The sequence below is a fragment of the Pseudomonas sp. DW-iso17 genome, assembly GCF_058725345.1.
The window spans coordinates 88,931-107,616 of sequence record NZ_JBZXEA010000045.1 but is presented as its reverse complement, the minus strand read 5'-3'; the positions used below and the strand labels follow the sequence as shown (position 1 = coordinate 107,616).

Sequence of the window (18,686 nt, the reverse complement as noted above, 5' to 3'; positions counted from 1 at the left end):
CTTGCGGTTATAGCCGAGCCTGGCGTACCGCCCCACTGCGCGACTTGGCCATCGCCGCCAGACGCACCGCGACGTTGGCAGCGCCGTAGCCGGCATAGCCATTCTTGCGCTGGATGATCTCGAAGAAAAACCGCCCCTCGAACGCCTCGGTGTACACATGAAACAACTCACCGCCCTGGGCGTCGCGGTCGTACAGCACGTTGTAATACGCCAACTCACTGAGGAACTCCTCGTCGAAATCGAAGCGTGCCGCCAGGTCGTCGTAATAGTTGAGCGGGATATCCAGCAACGGCACACCGGCTTCTTTGGCCCGGCGTACCTCGGCGAAAATATCCGCGCAATCGAAGGCAATGTGGTGCACGCCCGAACCGCGATAGCTGGAGAGCGCGTGGGAAATCGCGGTGTTGCGGTTTTCGGAGATATTCAACGGCAGGCGAATCGAACTGCAACGGCTGCGCAATGCACGGCTTTTCACCAGGCCGTAGGGGTCGGGCAGGACCACTTCGTCATCGGCTTCGAAATCCAGCAGGCTTTTGTAGAACAACACCCAACTGTCGAGGCTGTCGGCCGGCAGCGCCATGGCCATATGGTCGATGCGCAGCAAGCCGCCACTGGCGGGCGCAGCCGTTTGCAGGTTGAAATCGGTGTCGTACAGCCCGCCTTCGCTGGGGTCGACCAGGTAAATCAGGCTGCCATCCGGTGCACGCACGGCGGCCAATTCCAGTTCGTTGGGGCCGACCAGGCCGCGATAAGGCTGGCCCTTGTAGGCCACCGCCCGCTCCAGGGCCTTGGCACTGTCCTTGACCCGAATTGCGGTGGCGCACAGCGACGGGCCATGGGCCTCGAAAAAGTTGTGGGCGAAGGAATAGGGTTCGCAGTTGAGGATCAGATTGATATCGCCCTGGCGCAACAGGCCCACATTCTTGGAGCGATGCTGGCCGGCCTTGGCAAACCCCAGGCGTTCCAGCCAATTGCTCAGTTTGGCGCCAAGGCTTTCATCCACGGCAAATTCGAGGAATTCGATCCCGTCGTACTCGCTGGCCGCCGGGGTTTCAAACAGGATGTCCACTGGCGCAGCGGGTGCCTCTTGCGCCAGGCGCTGGCGGGTTTTTTCCTCGAGGTACAGCAACGAGCGCAAGCCATCTGCCGCATTCGCACGAGTGGGCGCGGCGCGGAAGCCATCGTTGAAAATTTCCAGGGACAAGGGCCCGGTGTAGCCACTTTGGATGATCGGCGCGAGAAAGCCCGCCAGGTCAAATTCGCCCTGGCCGGGGAAGCAACGGAAATGCCGGCTCCACTCCAGCACATCCATGGCCAGGATCGGCGCGTCGGCCATTTGCACAAAGAAAATCTTGTCGCCGGGGATCTGGGCGATGCCACTCGGGTCGCCCTTGAGCGACAAGGTGTGGAAGCTGTCGAGCAACACGCCCAGGCTTGGGTGATCGACCTGGCGCACCAGGTTCCATACCTGCTGCCAGGTGTTCACATGCTTGCCCCAGGCCAACGCTTCATAGCCGATGCGCAGGCCGCGCTTGCCCGCGTGTTCGGCCAGCAGGCTCAGGTCATCGAGCAGAATGCGTTCGTCACCCACGCTGTCGGCCGAGGCGTTACTGCACACCAGCACCAGGTCGGTGCCTAGCTCTTGCATCAGATCGAATTTGCGTTCGGCGCGCTCCAGGTTGCGCGCCAGGCGATCACGGCGGCAGCCTTCGAAGTCGCGAAACGGCTGGAACAGGGTGATGGCGATGCCGAGGTCGGCGCACATCTGCCTAACTTCCCGAGGGCTGCCGTCGTAATACAACAAGTCGTTCTCAAAGATCTCCACCCCATCAAACCCGGCGGCGGCGATGGCTTCGAGTTTTTCCGGCAGGGTGCCGCTCAAGGACACAGTGGCGATAGAACGTTGCATGGAAGACTCCCGGCAATTGTTGTTTGTGGCAAATTATTCGCCCCCAGCCTACAGGCAGCAATTAAAATGTACGAACCGGTTAGTTTTTGGTGCGATTATCGAACACTAAGCCCCTTTGGCGAATTGACGACTTTTTAACCACTGCGCACCATCGACCGGGTAATTCGCTCACGTAACAAAGACCCAGAACACACCATAAGAATTTCAAAAAACGGGTACAAACCTCATGCCTCTGCAAAATTCAGCCCTGGCCGCGCGCCCGGGCAACCCGCACGCCGGCATCGGCGACAAGATCCGCGGTGCCCTGGCCGTGGGTAAAACGCGCTGGGGCATGCTGGCCCTGGTGTTCTTTGCCACCACCTTGAACTACATCGACCGCGCCGCCCTGGGCGTGATGCAACCGATCCTCGCCAAGGAAATGAGCTGGACGGCGATGGACTACGCCAACATCAACTTCTGGTTCCAGGTCGGCTACGCCATCGGCTTTGTGCTGCAAGGCCGCCTGATTGACCGGGTCGGCGTCAAGCGCGTGTTCTTCTGCGCCGTGCTGCTGTGGAGCCTGGCCACCGGCGCCCATGGCCTGGCCACCTCGGCGGTCGGCTTTATGGTCTGCCGGTTTGTCCTCGGGCTGACCGAAGCCGCCAACTACCCGGCCTGCGTCAAGACCACACGCTTGTGGTTCCCGGCGGGTGAACGTGCAGTGGCCACCGGCATCTTCAACGCCGGCACCAACGTCGGCGCGATGATGACGCCCATGCTGCTGCCGTTGATCCTGCACGTGTGGGGCTGGCAGGCAGCGTTCCTGTGCATGTCGGCACTGGGCGGTATCTGGCTGGTGCTCTGGGGCTTGAAGTATTACAACCCGGAAGACCACCCCACGGTTAAACAATCCGAATTGGACTACGTGCAACAGGAAGTCGAACCCGAACAACCCCGCGTGCCGTTCAGCCGCATCCTGCGCATGCGTGGCACTTGGGCCTTCGCCCTCGCCTACTCGCTGACCGCGCCGGTGTTCTGGTTCTACCTGTATTGGCTGCCGCCGTTCTTGAATCAGCAATACAACCTGGGCATCAACGTGACCCAGATGGGCATTCCGCTGATCATCATTTACCTCACCGCCGACTTTGGCAGCGTCGGGGGCGGGATCCTGTCGTCATTCCTGATTGGCCGTGGGATGAACTCGATCAAGGCGCGGCTGTTGTCGATGCTGCTGTTCGCCTGCTGCATCGTCGGCGTCATCATGGCGGCCGGCTCCAGCCAGCTGTGGGTCGCGGTGTTTGCCATCTCCCTGGCCATCGGCGCGCACCAGGCCTGGACCGCCAACATCTGGAGCCTGGTGATGGACTACACGCCCAAGCACATGATGAGCACGGTGTTCGGTTTCGGCGGCATGTGCGCGGCCATCGGCGGCATGTTCATGACCCAGATCGTCGGCCATATCCTCACGGTGACCAACAACAACTACACGGTGTTGTTCACCCTGATCCCGGCGATGTACTTCATCGCACTGGTGTGGATGTACTTCATGGCGCCGCGCAAGATCCCTACCGTAGACGTTTGATCTACCTGCGCCGCTGCTGCCAGGCAGCGGCCAACCCGCTCATGCAGATCACCCCGATACCCACCACCGTGGTCATATCGGGGGTATGGCTGAACACCAGCCAGCCCAACAACCCCGCAAACACGATCTGGCAATAGCCAAACGGCGCCAGCAAGGCCGGCGCCGCGAAGCGGAACGCCTGGGTGAGCATCAGGTGCGCGGTCATCCCGCAGGTGCCCAGCGCCAGCATCATCACCGCATGCCACAGCGTCGGCACTTGCCAGAAGAACGGCACCATTGCACTCATCACCAAGGTGTTGCACAGGCCGGCGAAGAAGTTGCTGGTGGTCGGGCTGTCGTATTGGCTGAGGATGCGCGTGAGCAACTGGTAGAAGCAGAAGAACAGCGCCGAACACAGCGGCAGCAACACCGCCGGGGTAAACAGCTCGCCGCCGGGGTGGATAATGATCACCACGCCGATAAACCCGCAGATCACCGCTAGCCACTGGCCTCGGGTCACGTGCTCACCGAGCAACGGCACCGACAGCGCCGTCACCAGGATCGGCGCCAGGAAGTTCACCGCTGTAGCTTCGGCCAACGGGATGTAATGCAGCGCTGTGGTGAAGAACAGGCTGGTGCCCAACAGGCATAACGCGCGCACCACCTGCATGCCCGGCCGCTTGCTGCGCAACACGCGCAGGCCCGATTGCGGCAGGAAGATCCCGGCCATCAGCAAGGTGTGGACCATGTACCGCGCCCACACCACCATCACGATCGGGTAAAACCCGGCCAGGTATTTGGACAAGGCGTCGTGGCTGGAGAACAGGAACGTCGCCAGCACAATCAGCAGGATGCCTTTGAACGGATGGTTGACGCCGGAGAGCGGGGTACTGACAGTCATTGAATTCTCTTGTGTGGCGAGCGGGACGCTGAGCGCTGAACCAAGTCGCGCTCAACCCGGTAATCTAGCAGCCGGGCCGGAGTCTGCCCCAAGAGCATAACCAAACACTGGGCGAACAGCGCACTAAATCGATGGATCCGAGTCCAACGCTGCACGCTCGCCCCGGCGTTGCACACTATTTAACCAAGGCCTTGCCGCTATGAAAAAAATCCTCTTTGCCCTGTCTGCCCTCGCCCTGCTCGCCGCCTGCGATAAAACCCCGAAAGAAGCCCCCAAGCCCGCGCCGGCTTCCGTGCAAGCGACCCTGGTGCCCGAGACTCCGCCGACCGATAAATGGGTAGGCAAGTGGGTCGGTGTCGAAGGCTTGCACCTGACCATCGCCAAGGACGACAGCATTGGCCGTGGCCACTACCTGCTGACCATGCAATACGGCCTCGACGCCGATGACGCCGGCACCTTCAAAGGTGAGGCCACCGAAGACGGCATCGCCTTCATCCGCCCCGACGGCCCGCAGTTGTTGCGCGCTGGCGACGGCGCCGCCACCGGCTTGAAATGGCTGGCAGATAAAAAAGACTGCCTGATCGTCGCCACTGGCGAAGGCTATTGCCGTTAATACCGACCATAATCAATCACGGTTTGCACACAGAGGATTGCTCCCATGCTATGGAAAAAAGGCCGACGCAGCGACAACGTGGTGGATGCCCGTAACGACAGTGGTGGCGGCGGTGGCGGTATGCGCTTCGGCGGCGGCAAGGGCCTGAGCCTCACGGCCATCGTGCTGATCGTTGGCATTGGCTGGCTGACCGGCCAGGACCCGATGCAGATTCTTGGTCAATTGACCGGCCAGATGGAACAGGCGCCATCGGTCAGTACCCAGCCGCGTCAAGCGCCGCCAGCCAACGATGAGCAAGCCGACTTTGTGCGCGCTGTGCTGGGCGATACCGAAGACACCTGGGGCCAAGTGTTCCAGGAAAATGGGCTGGCCTATAAGAACCCGAAACTGATCCTGTTCCGTGGCCGGGTGAACTCAGCCTGTGGTGGCGCCACCTCGGCCAGCGGCCCGTTCTACTGCCCGGCTGACCAGCAGGTGTACCTGGACCTGGATTTCTTCCGGGAAATGTCGCAACGCTTCCAGGCCGCCGGTGATTTCGCCCAGGCCTACGTGATCGCCCACGAAATCGGGCACCACGTACAAACGTTGCTGGGCATCTCGTCCAAGATCCAGGCGGCGCGCCAACAGGGCCGGCAGATGGAAGGCGACGGTGGCCTGCTGGTTCGCCAGGAGCTGCAAGCCGACTGCTTTGCCGGCGTGTGGGCCAACCATGCGCAAAAACGTCTGAACTGGCTGGAACCCGGCGATATCGAAGAAGCCCTGAACGCAGCCAATGCCATCGGCGATGACCGCTTGCAGCAACAAGGCCAGGGGCGCGTGGTACCAGACTCGTTCACCCACGGCACCTCGGCCCAGCGCGTGCGCTGGTTCAAGACCGGCTTCGCCCAGGGCCAGATCACTCAATGCGATACCTTCGCGGCCAAGAGTCTCTAAATGATCAAACGATGGGGGTTACTGCTGGGTGTGCTCGTGTCCTGTTGCACCTTCGCAGCCGAACACGGCGTCAAGGTGGTCAGCCCCGATCGCTTTCATCTGGAGGCCGGCGACCTCAGCCTGGGCCTGAGCCAGGATTGGCGCGAACCACTGCCCAAGGTCACACGCGCATTGATCATCGTGCATGGCCGCCTGCGCAATGCACAAACCTACCTGCAAAGCGGCATCGACGCCGCCGAGCATGCCGGGGTGGGCGGTACTACGCTGGTGATCGCGCCGCAGTTTCTCAATCAAGCCGACGTGAAGCGCAATCACCTGGGCCACGAGGTGGTGCGTTGGACGGGTAACGACTGGATGGCCGGCGAAGCGTCCACCGGCCCAGGGCAGATCAGCTCTTATGGCGCTCTGGACCAGATCATCAAGCACTTGGGCAACCACAAACTGTTCCCGGCGTTGAAAGAAATCGTGGTCGCAGGGCATTCCGGTGGCGGCCAAGTGGTGCAGCGCTTCGCCCTCACCGGCCACGACCACCCGTTGCTGAACTCCGAGGGCATCCGCCTGCGGTATGTGGTGGCTAACCCGTCGTCCTATGCGTACTTCAGCCCGCAGCGCCCGGTGACGTTCGACATCGCCAATTGCCCAGGCTTTAACGACTGGAAGTACGGCATGCAAAACCTGCCGGATTACGTGGGGGGCCGAGGTGCCCAGCAACTGGAACAAGACTACGTCTCACGCGACATCACTTACCTGTTGGGCCAGCAGGACACCGACCCCAACCACCCGGCATTGGATAAAAGCTGCGAAGCCGAAACCCAGGGTGCGTATCGGCTGATGCGTGGCCACAACTATTTTGACTACCTCAAGCAGCGGCATCCGCAGTTGGGCCACCGGCTGGTAGAAGTGCCGGGGGTGGGACATGACGGGGACAAAATGTTTACCTCGCCAGAGGGAGAAAAGGTACTGTTCGCCCAGTAGCACCTGAAGGAACCCCATCAAAATGTGGGAGCTGGCTTGCCTGCGATGACGGACTGTCAGTTGATAAAGTGTCAGCTGACCCACCGCTATCGCAGGCAAGCCAGCTCCCACATTTGCTCTCTGTCGCCCGGCTTAGATCATTCGGCGCAGCGCCGCACAATCCTCGGCATGCCAATCCGCCAATTCCGGCCAAGGGTTCTCCGGCAAGTTCACCAACACCGTCCTGGTGCCCGCTGCCCGACCACAATCCAGGTCAAAGCGGTAATCCCCGACCATCACCATGTCGCGGGGTGCTACGTCCCAAGCCGCCGCCAGTTTCAGCAACCCACCGGGATCCGGCTTGTGCGGCGCATCATCGCGCCCCAGCACATCCTCAATGGCAAAGCAGTCCGCCAGGCCTATCGCCTCCAGGGTGATATGGGCCAGCTCCCGCGCATTGCGGGTCAGGATCCCCAAGCGATAACCGCGCCCGGCCAATTCGCGTACCAATTCCACCGCGCCTTGCGCCGCCACCGAACCCAGGGCCAGCTCGCGCTCGTGCTCCAGCAACCAGGCGTGCTTGGCGGCTGCAACCGGCGCCGGCAAGGCCGCCAGGTGCGTGAGGATGTCGTCTTCAGGTGGAATGTCCAGCGCCACGCGGATAGCGGCAAAATCATGCACGGCCACCGTGAGGGTGCCGTCCATGTCGAACACCCAGTGCCTAACGTCGCCGAGGCTCATGCCCAATCCTTGCGATGGCGGATCAAACCTTCCTGGGTCACCGACGCCACCAGTTGCCCGGCGCGGTTGTACACGCTGCCCCGGGAGAACCCCCTGGAGTTGCCAGCCCACGGGCTGTCCATGGCGTACAACAACCAGTCATCGGCACGCAGGTCGGCGTGGAACCACAGCGCGTGATCGAGGCTGGCGACCTGCATGTCTTTCTGCCACACGGTCTTGCCATGGGGCAGCAGCGAGGTGGTCAGCAGGCCAAAGTCCGAGGCATAGGCCAACAGGTATTTATGCAACGCCGGTGTGTCCGCCAAGGCACCGTCGGCACGAAACCACACGTACTTGACCGGGTCGGACGGCTGCGGGTTGAACGGGTCTTTTTCGGTGACCGGGCGCACTTCGATGGGCTTGGGGCACAGCAGCTTGTCGCGCATGTGCTCGGGGATCAGGTGCGCACGTTGCTGGGTCAGCTCCAGCTCCGACGGCAGGTTTTCCGGGCCCACTACCACCGGCATGGTGGTCTGGTGCTGGAAGCCTTGTTCGTCGTACTGGAACGAGGTCGTGCAGGTGAAGATCGGATTGCCCTTTTGAATCGCGGTGACACGACGCGTGCTGAAACTGCCACCATCGCGCACGCGGTCCACCGAATACACCACCGGCAACGCGGCATCGCCAGGGCGCAGGAAATAACCGTGCAGGGAATGTACATGCCGCGCTTCTTCTACGGTCTGGCTGGCCGCCGACAGCGACTGGCCGAGCACTTGGCCGCCGAACAGCTGGCGAAAGCCCAGGTCCTGGCTGCGGCCGCGAAAGAGGTTCTCCTCGATCGGCTCCAGGGTCAGCAAGTCCACCAGATCTTCCAATACTTGGCTCATAGAGCAACTCCTACAATCAATAGGGCATTCCGGGCTGCTTATCCGTGCAGCGTGTCCAACCATTGGGCGCGGGTGATGCGGTACAAAACATGCGGTCGCAGCGGGTCACCGGCTGCGACTTTCGGGTGTTCAAAATCTGCCTGCGGATCGTAATGCATACCGATGGCCTGCATGACTTTTTGTGAGGGCAGATTGCTCTCGGTGGTGAAGGCCAGGATTTCGTCCAGTTGCAAGCGGTCAAAACCACAGCGCAACGCTGTCCAGGCGGCCTCACTGGCATAACCCAGGCCCCAATGTTCGCGGGCCAGGCGCCAGCCGATTTCCACCGCCGGGGTAAAGCCGGCTTCAAAGCTGACATTCGCAAGCCCGGTCAGGCCGATAAATTCGCCCGTGTCCTTGCGCTGCAAGGCCCAAAAACCAAAGCCATATTCAGCAAAATGCCCGCGAATCCGGCCGATAAGCGCGGCGCTTTCCAAGTGGCTCAATTGAGCCGGAAAGTAGCGCATCACCTGCGGGTCGGCGCACATGCGCGCAAAGTCCGGCAGGTCGCTGTCGCGCCATTGGCGCAGCACCAAGCGTGCACTTTCCAATTCCAGTATCGGCTCCATGGGTCCCCCCTGCCTTGCCATGTGCGTGAGTGTACAGCGCTGTTAAGATTCGTCGCAGGTTCCCGTCAGAAAATCCCATGCCCTTGCCATTGATCTACCACGAAGACTACAGCCCTGAGTTCCCGGCGGACCACCGGTTCCCCATGGACAAGTTTCGCCTGTTGCGTGACCACCTGGTGGACAGCGGCCTGACCGAAGACAGCCAATTGCTGCGCCCGCCGCTGTGCCCGGCAGACATTTTGGCCCTGGCCCATGAACCTGGGTATATCGAACGCTACATGAGCGGCGAACTGTCCCGCGAAGACCAACGCCGCCTCGGCCTGCCGTGGAGCGAAGCCCTGGCCCGGCGCACGGTGCGCGCGGTGGGCGGCTCGATCCTGGCCGCCGAACAAGCCCTCGAACATGGCCTGGCCTGCCATTTGGCCGGTGGCACCCACCATGCCCATTACGATTATCCGGCGGGTTTCTGCATTTTTAATGACCTGGCGGTGATCAGCCATTACCTGTTGGCCAGCGGCCGGGTCAATCGCGTGCTGATCTTCGATTGCGACGTGCACCAGGGCGACGGCACCGCACGCATCCTGCACGACACGCCGGACGCCATCACCGTGTCGCTGCACTGCGAAAAGAACTTCCCGGCACGCAAGGCCCAGAGCGACTGGGACATCCCGCTGCCCATGGGCATGGGCGATGCCGACTACCTCAAGGTGGTGGATGACGCGCTCAACTACCTGCTGCCGCTCTACCAGCCGGACCTGGTGCTGTACGACGCCGGCGTGGATGTGCATAAGGACGACGCCCTTGGTTACCTCAAGCTGACAGATGCAGGCGTCGCCGCCCGTGATGAAAGCGTGATGCGCCACTGCCTGGGCCGCGACATACCGGTGATGGGCGTGATCGGCGGCGGTTACAGCAAGGACCGCCCCGCCCTCGCCCGCCGCCACGGCATCCTGCACCACAGCGCGCAGCGGGTGTGGACGTCATCAGGCTGTCATTGAGCTGTGGGCGTTACCCACAATGCCTGTGGAACGGCCTGTGGATAACTTGAGCGTAAGCGGCTGCAAGCGAGTAGCCGCATGGCCTGTAGGAAAGTGTACGTTTTTTGATCAGGCAGCGGCGTCATGGTCGGGTAGAATGCTCGGCCTATTCACATCACCGTAGCCCTTCCCATGCCTCAGACTTCTGCCCACCACGTCTCCATTATCGGCGGCGGCCCCGCCGGGCTGATGGCCGCCGAAGTCTTGAGCCAGGCGGGCGTGCGCGTGGATCTGTACGACGGCATGCCTTCAGTGGGGCGCAAGTTCCTGCTGGCCGGCGTGGGCGGCATGAACATCACCCACTCCGAGGCGTACCCGGCGTTCCTGTCGCGCTACGCTGAACGCGCGCCGCACATGGCGCCGTTGCTGCGCAGCTTTGGTGCCGAGGCGTTGTGCGAATGGATCCATGGCCTGGGTATTCAAACCCTTGTTGGCACCTCCGGCCGCGTATTTCCCACCGATATGAAAGCCGCGCCACTGTTGCGCGCCTGGCTCAAGCGTCTGCGGGAGCAAGGTGTGGTTATCCACACCCGGCATCGGTGGACGGGTTGGAATGCTGAGGGCGATTTACTTATCCACAGCCCGGACGGCGAAAAAGTTGTCCACAGCGACGCTGTGCTGCTGGCCCTGGGCGGCGGCAGCTGGTCGCGATTGGGCTCCGACGGTGCATGGCTCAACCTGTTTGAAGGCAAAGGCCTGCCCTATGTGCGACTGCAACCGAGCAACTGCGGGTTTGAAGTGTCGGCATGGAGCGCGTTGATGGTCAGCAAATTCGCGGGCGCACCGTTGAAAAACGTCGCCATTGGCCTGGGGGATGACAAGCCTCGGTTGGGCGAATGCGTGATCACTGCCACCGGCATTGAAGGCAGTTTGATTTACGCCTTGTCGGCGCCGATTCGCGAAGCGATCAACCGCGACGGTGCGGCCACGGTGCATATCGATTTGCTGCCCAGCAAGCCGCTGGACAAGGTGCAGGCCGCACTGGCCAAGCCCCGTGGCTCGCGTTCGATGAGCAAGCATTTGCACAGTCAGTTGGGATTGGATGGCGTGAAAGCGGCGTTGTTGCGCGAGCTGACGCCCGCTGAACACTTCACCGATCCGGCGCAATTGGCGGTGGATATCAAGGCGCTGCTGCTGACGCTGGTGAGGACGCGGCCGATGGATGAGGCGATCAGCACGGCCGGTGGTGTGCCGTTTGAAGCGCTGGATGAGCGGTTGATGCTCAAGCCGTTGCCTGGCGTGTTTTGTGCGGGGGAAATGCTGGATTGGGAGGCGCCGACCGGTGGGTATTTGCTGACCGGCTGTTTTGCCAGTGGCCGGACGGCTGGGCTGGGGATGTTGGAGTGGCTCCAACGCTGATCGTTCCCACGCTCTGCGTGGGGATGCCGCCAGGGACGCTCTGCGTCCCGCTTTAGGTTCGTGACGCAGAGCGTCACAGGATGCGTTCCCACGCGGAGCGTGGGAACGATCAATCACTTCTTCTTACGCGGCCCGGTATTAAACACCGGCACCTTGCGCACCGGCTTGATCGAAGGCTCGGCCGGCGCCACTTCCCCACTGTCCACCCACTTGCCCAGGTTGCGCTTGCCGCCACCGCCGGACGCCTTAGGCTTCTTCGGCTTTTTCGGTTTCTTCACCACCTGCCCGCTGGCATCGGTGTCCGGCACGCGGTGCTCCGGCTCGAAATCCGGTTCCATCTTGCGGGTGAGGGTCTGACGGGTCAGCATCTCGATCGCCGAGAGCATGTTCACCTCGTCGGCACACACCAGGGAAATCGCCTCACCGGTGTTGCCCGCACGCCCGGTACGGCCGATACGGTGGATGTAGTCTTCGGCCACGATGGGCAGGTCGAAGTTGACCACCAGCGGCAGGTCTTCGATATCCAGGCCACGGGCCGCCACATCGGTGGCCACCAGGATTTGCACTTCGCTGGCCTTGAAGCGGTCCAGTGCGCGTTGGCGGGTGGCTTGGGGTTTGTCGCCATGGATGCCGTCGGCGTTGATCCCCAGGCCCTGCAACTTGTCCACCAGCGCATCCACGCCGTTGCGGGTCTTGGCGAAGACCAGCACTTGCTTCCAACGGCCCTTGCGCATCAGGTGCACAAACAGCTCCGGCTTGCGCTTCTTGTCCACCGGCACAACCCACTGCTTGACGGTGTTGGCGGCAACGTTGCGGGGGCTGACTTCAATGCTCAGCGGGTCGTTGAGCATCTGCCCGGCCAGCAGGCGGATGTCATCGGAGAAGGTCGCGGAGAACAGCAGGGTCTGGCGCTTTTTCGGCAGCATGCGATAAATGTTGGCAAGCTCTTCGGAGAAGCCCAGGTCGAGCATACGGTCGGCTTCATCCAGCACCAGGGTTTGCAGCTGGTTGAGCTTCAACGCGTTCTGGCGGAACAGGTCGATCAGGCGGCCAGGGGTGGCGACCAAAATATCCACACCCTTGCGCAGCTTCATCATCTGCGGGTTGATACTCACGCCGCCGTACACCGCGTAAGTGGTCAGCGGCAGGTGCTGGGCGTACTCGGCAACGCTGGCGTGAACCTGCTCAGCCAGCTCGCGAGTGGGGCACAGGATCAGCGCACGCGCCGAGTTGGCGGCGACTTTCGGCCCTTCCAGGGTCAGCAGTTGCAGCAGCGGCAAGGCGAAACCTGCGGTCTTGCCGGTGCCGGTCTGGGCTGCGGCCATCAGGTCGCGACCGGCCAGCACGGCCGGAATGGCTTGGGCCTGCACCGGCGTCGGGGTCTGGTAGCCAAGCGTCTCAAGGGCGCGCAGCAAGGGTTCGATCAGGCCAAGGGTGGCGAAAGTCATGTAGTTACCGTAGGAAAAATTCAGCGCAAGGGCGTAATGCGCGGCAGTTTACCTTATTTCCGGTTTGGGCTTGCGCCATTGGGGCAGGCTGATCAGCAACACCGCGCTGATGATCACCAGCATTGCCAAGGCTTCTTCCAGGCCGATGCTCTCACCGACGAACACAATCCCCAGTAACACGGCCACGGCCGGGTTCACATAGGCGTAGCTGGTCGCCGCCGCCGGGCGTACGTGCTTGAGCAGGTACATATAAGCGTTGAAGGCGATGATCGAGCCGAACACCGTGAGGTACGCCAGGGCCAGCCAGCCTTCCAGCGGCGGCATGGCCTGCAGGTGCTCGCCGGACAGCGCGCTGACGATCAGCAGCGCCATACCGGCCACGAGCATTTCCGCGGCGCTGGCCATGGCGCCTTGGGGCAGCGGCAAGTGGCGACTCCACACCGAGCCGAAGGCCCAGGACGCCGCCGCCATCAACAGCAACACCGCGCCCAGTGGGCTCGACTGCAAGGTACTGCCCATGTTGAGCATGGCAATGCCAATGATCCCCAGCAGCACCCCGGCCCATTCCAACCGTGTGTTACGTGCGCCCCAGAAAAACCCACACAGCAAGGTAAACAGCGGCACCGTCGCCACCGCCAGCGCGGCCACGCCGGACGACACGCCCATATGTTCGGCCACACTCACGCCACCATTGCCCACGGTGAGCAACAAAATGCCGATCATCCCGGCCGCCTTCCACTGCGGCCAGGTCGGCGCCGGCACCCCGCGCCACCTCAGAAAGCCGTACATCAACGCGCCCGCCGTGCAAAACCGAATCCCCGCCAGCAACAGCGGCGGCCAGTACTCCACGCCAATGCGGATCACCAGGTAGGTGGAACCCCAGATCACATACAACGCAAAAAAGGCGGCGATCAACGGTAAGGGAAAGCGACGTGGGCCAGGCATTGGGCGGCTCTATGGCAGGAAATGGGAGACTTATTCTAGAAACGAAGGTGGATAAACTTAAGTTACAAAACCTGTTTAAAACGCCAATACACTTCTCAAACCATGGTTATCAAGGCTATAAACCGTGCTTTCGAAAGCCATGCGCAACCGGAGCCTTATCATGGACAAATACGACCGCATGCTCCTCAGCGCCCTGCTTGAAGATGGCCGTGCTTCCTACGCGCAACTGGCGCGCACCGTGAACCTCTCCGCACCCGCCGTGGCCGAACGCGTGGCCAAGCTTGAGGCCAGCGGCGTGATCACCGGGTACCAGGCCAAGGTGGATTTATCCAAAGTGGGTTTGCCGATTCAATGCGTGATTGAACTGCGACTGACCAACCATGGCAGCCAAAAGGTTTACGACGCCCTGGCGGAAATACCCGAACTGACCGAATGCCACCGGGTCACCGGCGACCCGTGCGTGATCATGCAAGCGGCGGTGGGCTCGATGCCCGAGCTGGAAAACCTGATTAATCGGGTAGCGAAGTTCGGCTTCAGCAAGACCTCGATTATTTTGTCCAGCGCCATAGAGCGGCGGGTGCCGTTGGGGCAATTGGAAGCCAATGGCAAAAATGCTGGCTGATCTGCCCAAGCGACGCGGTCAACTGTGGGAGCTGGCTTGCCTGCGATGGCGCCAGTGGCCTCACCGGTTGCCCGCCGCGCCCCCTGTAGGAGCGAGCTTGCTCGCGAAAAACCCGAGGGCGCCGCGTGCATTCAGGACGCCAGCGTCACCGTTGGCGTTCTTCGCGAGCAAGCTCGCTCCTACAAAGGGCTCGATCTGCGCTGGACGATCAGATCGACTATCTGCTCGATGGTCGTGATGTGATCCCAATCCTCCTGCGTCGCTTGCAACTTGAACTGCCACTTGATCTGCATGACAAAGCACGTCAGATCGTCATCAATGATGTCGAAGTCATGGATGAAATCGGTTTGCTCCGTCACATCGCTTCGGTCGATAAAGCCGATGATATCGACGAATAGCTGGATCACTTTTTCGCTGATGTCGGCTCTGGTCAGGCTACCTTCCATTTCTCGCCTCATAGGCACACTTACCAATACTGACTAGGTCAAAGACTGCAAGCCCGGCAGCAACGAAGGGTATGCCTCGCCCGATGATGCCAAATACCCGAACCGTGCCAAACGTTGCCTTTGCCATTCTGGCCATGGTGGGTTGCCTGATCAATGTACGAGGGAAAAAGCGCATGCCGATCAGGCTAGCCAGGTTCGTGGTTTTGCTGGAGCCGACGTGAACCCAAGCACCCACCGCAATTTTGCTTATCGGTATGCCCGCCGCGCCAGTGATCACGGTGGCTGCCGTGAGGCCGTAGTGTTGCTGTGTACATTTCCAGAGTTCATCAAACGTCGTATCCGGCACAGCGGGGTCAGCGTGAATCGGCTTGAGTAACTGGTAATGAGGGCCATGACTCCAACCTGGCGAACTCGGCAACACCATGACTGCCGGGCAGCTTGTCATCGTGTTGCCCACATGAAACGCCATGCTTGAACTGGAGCCCAGATCAATGCCATTTGATTCAAGTTCCAACTTGCTTCGCATAATCGCTGTATGAAGATCGCTTTCCTGCATGACTGTAATCCCTGTGCATGAGTGACAGACGGGATGGTAGGTCGCAGTAAGACGCGATAGAGGAGTAAAGAGGAAAACCAGAAAGGTCCTAGGTCATAGCCGGATTTGGCCTACCGACCATTCAGCGCTCAGGTGAAAGAGACCTCACCCCCCCGTATTTCATTGGCCAGCACGACCGATCCCTTTCATTTGCGGGACGTTTCCGAGAGAATCCCACGGCCTTGTTTCCGTCGGATTCGGTAGCTAGTCTCGCTCTGTCATCGAATGTTCGGTGACCGGACGTGCAAGTCCGATGGCAAGCAAGATCATAAATAAACCTACAGCCAATATGCCTGTTATGGCGGCTGTGCGTGGGAGGCCTTCGGGCCTGCTGGGTTTGGATCCTTGCCCCGGTCTTGCACACCTACGCACAGTTGCCACCCTAATTCGCGTGCAAGCGAACGGTGTCGACTTCTTCCAGCAAGGAGTTTCACCATGGTCAAAAAAGTCACCCCCGATCCACCCCAGCCCAAAACCGACTTCCTCAGCGAAGACGCCCTGCTCCACCGTCGTGCCATCGACTACTACCTCAAGGCATCCGCCCCGGATGCGCCGATCTTTATCCTCAATGACAACCTGAGCTTCGAAGACGCCCTGGCCCATGCGGCGGAGTTGTTGCACTGCGCGGTGGAGACAGCGAATGCGTCGGGTGAGGTGATGAAGGCGCCGCAGCGGGCGGTGATGCATTTGGTGGAGATGGCGAAGGGGGTGGTGGACCAGGCGCTGGAGTGCGCACAGCCTCGATAGTCGACGCATAACCCCCTGTGGGAGCGGGCTTGCCCGCGATAGCGGAGGGTCAGGCAATAAATGGCTGGCTGATACACCGCTATCGCAGGCAAGCCAGCTCCCACATTGGAACTTCAGTGTTCTTGAGAGGGGTGGCTGGATCAGAACCCGCGATGTTTTGCTCGCGAAGGCGGTGTGTCAGTCAACTTATTTAGCGACTTGCTGATCGTTCCCACGCTCTGCGTGGGAATGCCGCCCTGGACGCTCTGCGTCCGCTCTTAAAGTCGTGACGCGGAGCGTCACCAGATGCATGCCCACGCGGAGCGTGGGGACGATCAGCGCCAGGCCTTAAAACCCGCGATGTTTCTTCAGGTGCTCATTGATCTTCGCCGCCGGCACTTTCTGCAAGGTGCACAACAGGTCATGGGACAGCTCCCGCAGGCCGTGAGTCTGGCGCAGTTCCCGGGCCAGGTGCGCGGTGAGGTTAGCGGCCATTTCCGCGTCCGCCAGCGCCCGGTGAGCCTGGCCGGTGTGGGGCAGTTTGGCGTAGGTGTTGAGGGTGCCGAGCTTGTGGTTGGGCGCCGCGGGCATCAGGCGACGGGCCAGGAGCAGGGAGCAGGCAAATTTCTGCAGGCGGGTGCGGCGGATCAGGCCGAGCTCAAAGTCCCAGAACTTCTGGTCGAACGCGGCGTTGTGCGCCATCAAGGGCGTGGTGCCGACGAACTCATTGACCTCGTTCATCACCCGCTCAGCCGGGGGCGCGCTGCGCAGCATGGCGTTGCTGATGCCGGTGAGCTGTTCGATAAACGCCGGTATGCGCACGCCAGCATTCATCAGGCTCTGGTAGCGGTCCACGATTTGCCCGCGCTCAAGGATGACCACGCCAATCTCCGTGGCCCGGCAGTGGCTGCTGGGGGTGATGCCGGTGGTTTCAAAGTCGATGACCGCTATACGTTCCAAACCTGTTCCAACTCCGTTCTACGATCTATTTGAGCAACAACGCGCCTTCGATCGGCACATAGTGGCTGGCGGCGCGTATCAATGAGTTGGCCGTCAGCCCCGGCACGCCGTAGGCCACGGCCCGCACGCCATGCTTGTGGATAATGCGCTCGAGCAGCATGTCGAAATCACCGTCACCGGAGGCCAGCACGACTTCGTCGACATGGTCGGCGGCGTCCATGATGTCCAGCGTGATGCCCACGTCCCAGTCGCCCTTGGCCGAGCCGTCGCTGCGCTGGATGTACGGCTTGAGTTTTACCGTAAAGCCCAGGTTGCGCAGGATCTGCTGGAACTGCTGCTGCTTGCTGTCGCCGCGGTCGATGGCATAGGCGTACGCCTCGACAATCTGCCCGCGCGCGCTGATGTCAGCCCACAGGGCGGCGTAGTTGAAGTGGCAACCATAGGCCTGGCGCACGGTGTAGTAGAGGTTTTGCACATCGGCGAACACTGCAATTTTTTTCACCGCACTTCCTCATGGACAGCCAGGCGCCAGCGCCCGGAAAGGGCGCCAGTATGCCAGCCAAGGGAGCGTTTCCGGGAAAAAATCAGACCGGAGCGCCGCAGCGCCCCGGCGTGGTGTGTCAGACGAAGGAATCGTCGTCGCCAAAGGATGAGGAATCGTCGGAATAATCGCTGTCGGCGAAGTTGTCAGAGTTGCTGCCCCAGCTGTCATTGCCGGCAAACTTCTGGTCATCGTTGCCCCAGTTGCCCTGGTCACTGGCCGGTGCCGGTTGTTCGATGATTTCTTCTACCACCTGGGGCTGCGCGTTGTGATGGAACAGGCTGCTGATCCCTTCGGCCAGCAACACACCGCCGGCCACGCCTGCGGCGGTCTTCATGGCACCACCGAGGAAGCCACTGCCGGCTGGCGCGGCGACCGGTGCTTGCGGCTGTTGATAGTTCTGTTGCGGCGCTGGCTGGCCAAAAGCGGGCCGCGCCGGCTCACGCCAGCCGCCACCTGAGTTGCTCGGCGCAGGCTGTGGCTCACGGGAGCCGCCGCCAAAGATGCTCGACAGGAACCCACCACCGCTGGCCGGCGCCGGTTGCGTGGCTTTGGCCCGTTGCAGCTCGTCCTGCAATTGCTGGATCTGTTGGGCCTGTTGCTTGTTTTGCGCATCGAGACTCTGCAGCGCATGTTCCTGCACCAGAATCGACTGGGTCATGTAGTAGCCGACGGCGGGTTGGCGAGCCATATGCTCCTTGATCCGCGCTTCGGCCTGGGCGTCGCGGGGGGCTGAGTCCGTTTCGGCTTGCTGCAACCGTGAAAACAGTCCATCGATCAGGGTTTGCTCTTCGCTGTTCATGGCGACCTCGTTAGATTGCCGATAAAAAATTCCGGTCCCGCCTGTGATCAGGCTGGGGGCTTTCCAGTTATGGGGATGTTACGAGTTGTTTCAATGGTCTTTACTCAAGGTTTACGTTTGCGCCCCTTTGAGCCTGATCG

The 18,686-nt window shown here is 61.3% G+C and carries 20 protein-coding genes; 8 read left to right on the top strand and 12 right to left on the bottom strand.

What is annotated here, in order from left to right; genetic code table 11:
- Positions 1 to 7: 7 nt before the first annotated feature.
- Entirely contained in the window at positions 8 to 1,909 is a 1,902-nt protein-coding gene (gene quiC / locus AC4PS6_RS24210; protein ID WP_336827044.1) for a 3-dehydroshikimate dehydratase QuiC, read from the bottom strand.
- A 226-nt stretch (positions 1,910 to 2,135) separates the two neighbouring features.
- On the opposite strand from quiC, the gene AC4PS6_RS24205 reads away from it, so the two are divergent.
- Positions 2,136 to 3,470, top strand: a complete 1,335-nt coding sequence (locus AC4PS6_RS24205) for an MFS transporter (RefSeq protein ID WP_014720038.1) — start codon at positions 2,136 to 2,138, stop codon at positions 3,468 to 3,470.
- A 1-nt stretch (position 3,471) separates the two neighbouring features.
- Here the strand turns inward: AC4PS6_RS24205 and AC4PS6_RS24200 are convergent, their stop codons facing one another.
- Positions 3,472 to 4,350, bottom strand: coding sequence for a DMT family transporter (locus AC4PS6_RS24200; RefSeq protein ID WP_003194370.1), 879 nt, complete (start codon positions 4,348 to 4,350; stop codon positions 3,472 to 3,474).
- A 199-nt stretch (positions 4,351 to 4,549) separates the two neighbouring features.
- On the opposite strand from AC4PS6_RS24200, the gene AC4PS6_RS24195 reads away from it, so the two are divergent.
- Genes AC4PS6_RS24195 through AC4PS6_RS24185 form a run of 3 tightly spaced genes read left to right on the top strand, consistent with a single transcriptional unit; the run spans position 4,550 to position 6,871 of the window.
- Positions 4,550 to 4,963 carry a lipoprotein gene (locus tag AC4PS6_RS24195; protein ID WP_014720039.1) on the top strand — a complete coding sequence of 138 codons (414 nt, stop codon included), beginning with the start codon at positions 4,550 to 4,552 and terminating at the stop codon, positions 4,961 to 4,963.
- 45 nt (positions 4,964 to 5,008) lie between these two features.
- Positions 5,009 to 5,896, top strand: a complete 888-nt coding sequence (gene ypfJ, locus AC4PS6_RS24190; RefSeq protein WP_014720040.1) for a KPN_02809 family neutral zinc metallopeptidase — start codon at positions 5,009 to 5,011, stop codon at positions 5,894 to 5,896.
- Positions 5,897 to 6,871, top strand: coding sequence for a hypothetical protein (locus AC4PS6_RS24185; protein WP_058410083.1), 975 nt, complete (start codon positions 5,897 to 5,899; stop codon positions 6,869 to 6,871). It begins immediately after the preceding gene.
- A 132-nt stretch (positions 6,872 to 7,003) separates the two neighbouring features.
- Here AC4PS6_RS24185 and AC4PS6_RS24180 read toward each other — a convergent pair whose 3' ends face one another.
- Genes AC4PS6_RS24180 through AC4PS6_RS24170 form a run of 3 tightly spaced genes read right to left on the bottom strand, consistent with a single transcriptional unit; the run spans position 7,004 to position 9,065 of the window.
- Positions 7,004 to 7,591 (bottom strand): HAD family hydrolase, encoded by a 588-nt coding sequence (locus tag AC4PS6_RS24180; protein ID WP_200583413.1) that lies wholly within the window; start codon positions 7,589 to 7,591, stop codon positions 7,004 to 7,006.
- Positions 7,588 to 8,457 carry an acyl-CoA thioesterase II gene (gene tesB / locus AC4PS6_RS24175; protein ID WP_038451600.1) on the bottom strand — a complete coding sequence of 290 codons (870 nt, stop codon included), beginning with the start codon at positions 8,455 to 8,457 and terminating at the stop codon, positions 7,588 to 7,590. The genes AC4PS6_RS24180 and tesB overlap by 4 nt, the downstream gene beginning before the upstream one ends.
- Before the next feature lie 38 nt (positions 8,458 to 8,495).
- Positions 8,496 to 9,065, bottom strand: coding sequence for a GNAT family N-acetyltransferase (locus AC4PS6_RS24170; RefSeq protein WP_014720044.1), 570 nt, complete (start codon positions 9,063 to 9,065; stop codon positions 8,496 to 8,498).
- Positions 9,066 to 9,142: 77 nt separating this feature from the next.
- Between AC4PS6_RS24170 and AC4PS6_RS24165 the strand changes: the two genes are divergently transcribed.
- Together AC4PS6_RS24165 and AC4PS6_RS24160 are read left to right on the top strand one after the other, a co-directional pair.
- A complete protein-coding gene (locus tag AC4PS6_RS24165; RefSeq protein ID WP_060767991.1) occupies positions 9,143 to 10,063 on the top strand; it encodes a histone deacetylase family protein in 921 nt (306 codons plus the stop codon).
- A gap of 171 nt (positions 10,064 to 10,234) precedes the next feature.
- Positions 10,235 to 11,461: a TIGR03862 family flavoprotein gene (locus AC4PS6_RS24160; RefSeq protein ID WP_336827046.1), complete on the top strand. Its 1,227-nt coding sequence runs from the start codon at positions 10,235 to 10,237 to the stop codon at positions 11,459 to 11,461.
- A gap of 113 nt (positions 11,462 to 11,574) precedes the next feature.
- On the opposite strand, the gene rhlE1 is transcribed toward AC4PS6_RS24160, so the two are convergent.
- Together rhlE1 and yedA are read right to left on the bottom strand one after the other, a co-directional pair.
- Complete coding sequence (gene rhlE1 / locus AC4PS6_RS24155) at positions 11,575 to 12,909, bottom strand: RNA helicase RhlE1 (RefSeq protein ID WP_014720047.1); 1,335 nt, start codon at positions 12,907 to 12,909, stop codon at positions 11,575 to 11,577.
- A gap of 48 nt (positions 12,910 to 12,957) precedes the next feature.
- The gene (gene yedA, locus AC4PS6_RS24150) at positions 12,958 to 13,854 is read right to left on the bottom strand and encodes a drug/metabolite exporter YedA (RefSeq protein ID WP_073452101.1); all 897 of its coding nucleotides are present in this window, start codon (positions 13,852 to 13,854) and stop codon (positions 12,958 to 12,960) included.
- 160 nt (positions 13,855 to 14,014) lie between these two features.
- Here yedA and AC4PS6_RS24145 point away from each other — a divergent pair, with 160 nt between their 5' ends.
- Positions 14,015 to 14,476 carry an Lrp/AsnC family transcriptional regulator gene (locus tag AC4PS6_RS24145; RefSeq protein ID WP_014720049.1) on the top strand — a complete coding sequence of 154 codons (462 nt, stop codon included), beginning with the start codon at positions 14,015 to 14,017 and terminating at the stop codon, positions 14,474 to 14,476.
- 179 nt (positions 14,477 to 14,655) lie between these two features.
- Here AC4PS6_RS24145 and AC4PS6_RS24140 read toward each other — a convergent pair whose 3' ends face one another.
- Positions 14,656 to 14,922, bottom strand: coding sequence for an acyl carrier protein (locus AC4PS6_RS24140; protein ID WP_019818047.1), 267 nt, complete (start codon positions 14,920 to 14,922; stop codon positions 14,656 to 14,658).
- Positions 14,912 to 15,478, bottom strand: a complete 567-nt coding sequence (locus AC4PS6_RS24135; protein WP_032873225.1) for a hypothetical protein — start codon at positions 15,476 to 15,478, stop codon at positions 14,912 to 14,914. Before AC4PS6_RS24135 ends, AC4PS6_RS24140 begins: the two co-directional genes overlap by 11 nt.
- Positions 15,479 to 15,952: 474 nt before the next feature.
- Here AC4PS6_RS24135 and AC4PS6_RS24130 point away from each other — a divergent pair, with 474 nt between their 5' ends.
- Positions 15,953 to 16,264, top strand: a complete 312-nt coding sequence (locus AC4PS6_RS24130; RefSeq protein WP_014720050.1) for a DUF6124 family protein — start codon at positions 15,953 to 15,955, stop codon at positions 16,262 to 16,264.
- Between the two features lie 327 nt (positions 16,265 to 16,591).
- Here AC4PS6_RS24130 and AC4PS6_RS24125 read toward each other — a convergent pair whose 3' ends face one another.
- The 3 genes from AC4PS6_RS24125 to AC4PS6_RS24115 all read right to left on the bottom strand — a co-directional run bounded on the left by AC4PS6_RS24125 (position 16,592) and on the right by AC4PS6_RS24115 (position 18,546).
- Complete coding sequence (locus AC4PS6_RS24125) at positions 16,592 to 17,203, bottom strand: 3'-5' exonuclease (protein WP_014720051.1); 612 nt, start codon at positions 17,201 to 17,203, stop codon at positions 16,592 to 16,594.
- A gap of 25 nt (positions 17,204 to 17,228) precedes the next feature.
- Entirely contained in the window at positions 17,229 to 17,705 is a 477-nt protein-coding gene (locus AC4PS6_RS24120; protein WP_003194396.1) for a LabA-like NYN domain-containing protein, read from the bottom strand.
- Positions 17,706 to 17,823: 118 nt separating this feature from the next.
- Positions 17,824 to 18,546, bottom strand: a complete 723-nt coding sequence (locus AC4PS6_RS24115) for a DUF2076 domain-containing protein (RefSeq protein ID WP_336827048.1) — start codon at positions 18,544 to 18,546, stop codon at positions 17,824 to 17,826.
- Positions 18,547 to 18,686: the final 140 nt, after the last annotated feature.

What these genes read in the sequence shown, in the direction of transcription:
- yedA (WP_073452101.1), bottom strand. Translation starts at nt 13,854, where the DNA reads ATGCCTGGCCCACGTCGCTTTCCCTTACCGTTGATCGCCGCCTTTTTT.
- AC4PS6_RS24185 (WP_058410083.1), top strand. Translation starts at nt 5,897, where the DNA reads ATGATCAAACGATGGGGGTTACTGCTGGGTGTGCTCGTGTCCTGTTGC.
- AC4PS6_RS24165 (WP_060767991.1), top strand. Translation starts at nt 9,143, where the DNA reads ATGCCCTTGCCATTGATCTACCACGAAGACTACAGCCCTGAGTTCCCG.
- AC4PS6_RS24200 (WP_003194370.1), bottom strand. Translation starts at nt 4,350, where the DNA reads ATGACTGTCAGTACCCCGCTCTCCGGCGTCAACCATCCGTTCAAAGGC.
- AC4PS6_RS24130 (WP_014720050.1), top strand. Translation starts at nt 15,953, where the DNA reads ATGGTCAAAAAAGTCACCCCCGATCCACCCCAGCCCAAAACCGACTTC.
- AC4PS6_RS24145 (WP_014720049.1), top strand. Translation starts at nt 14,015, where the DNA reads ATGGACAAATACGACCGCATGCTCCTCAGCGCCCTGCTTGAAGATGGC.
- AC4PS6_RS24140 (WP_019818047.1), bottom strand. Translation starts at nt 14,922, where the DNA reads ATGGAAGGTAGCCTGACCAGAGCCGACATCAGCGAAAAAGTGATCCAG.
- rhlE1 (WP_014720047.1), bottom strand. Translation starts at nt 12,909, where the DNA reads ATGACTTTCGCCACCCTTGGCCTGATCGAACCCTTGCTGCGCGCCCTT.
- ypfJ (WP_014720040.1), top strand. Translation starts at nt 5,009, where the DNA reads ATGCTATGGAAAAAAGGCCGACGCAGCGACAACGTGGTGGATGCCCGT.
- AC4PS6_RS24205 (WP_014720038.1), top strand. Translation starts at nt 2,136, where the DNA reads ATGCCTCTGCAAAATTCAGCCCTGGCCGCGCGCCCGGGCAACCCGCAC.
- AC4PS6_RS24180 (WP_200583413.1), bottom strand. Translation starts at nt 7,591, where the DNA reads ATGAGCCTCGGCGACGTTAGGCACTGGGTGTTCGACATGGACGGCACC.
- AC4PS6_RS24170 (WP_014720044.1), bottom strand. Translation starts at nt 9,065, where the DNA reads ATGGAGCCGATACTGGAATTGGAAAGTGCACGCTTGGTGCTGCGCCAA.
- tesB (WP_038451600.1), bottom strand. Translation starts at nt 8,457, where the DNA reads ATGAGCCAAGTATTGGAAGATCTGGTGGACTTGCTGACCCTGGAGCCG.
- AC4PS6_RS24135 (WP_032873225.1), bottom strand. Translation starts at nt 15,478, where the DNA reads ATGCAGGAAAGCGATCTTCATACAGCGATTATGCGAAGCAAGTTGGAA.
- AC4PS6_RS24160 (WP_336827046.1), top strand. Translation starts at nt 10,235, where the DNA reads ATGCCTCAGACTTCTGCCCACCACGTCTCCATTATCGGCGGCGGCCCC.
- AC4PS6_RS24115 (WP_336827048.1), bottom strand. Translation starts at nt 18,546, where the DNA reads ATGAACAGCGAAGAGCAAACCCTGATCGATGGACTGTTTTCACGGTTG.
- AC4PS6_RS24195 (WP_014720039.1), top strand. Translation starts at nt 4,550, where the DNA reads ATGAAAAAAATCCTCTTTGCCCTGTCTGCCCTCGCCCTGCTCGCCGCC.
- quiC (WP_336827044.1), bottom strand. Translation starts at nt 1,909, where the DNA reads ATGCAACGTTCTATCGCCACTGTGTCCTTGAGCGGCACCCTGCCGGAA.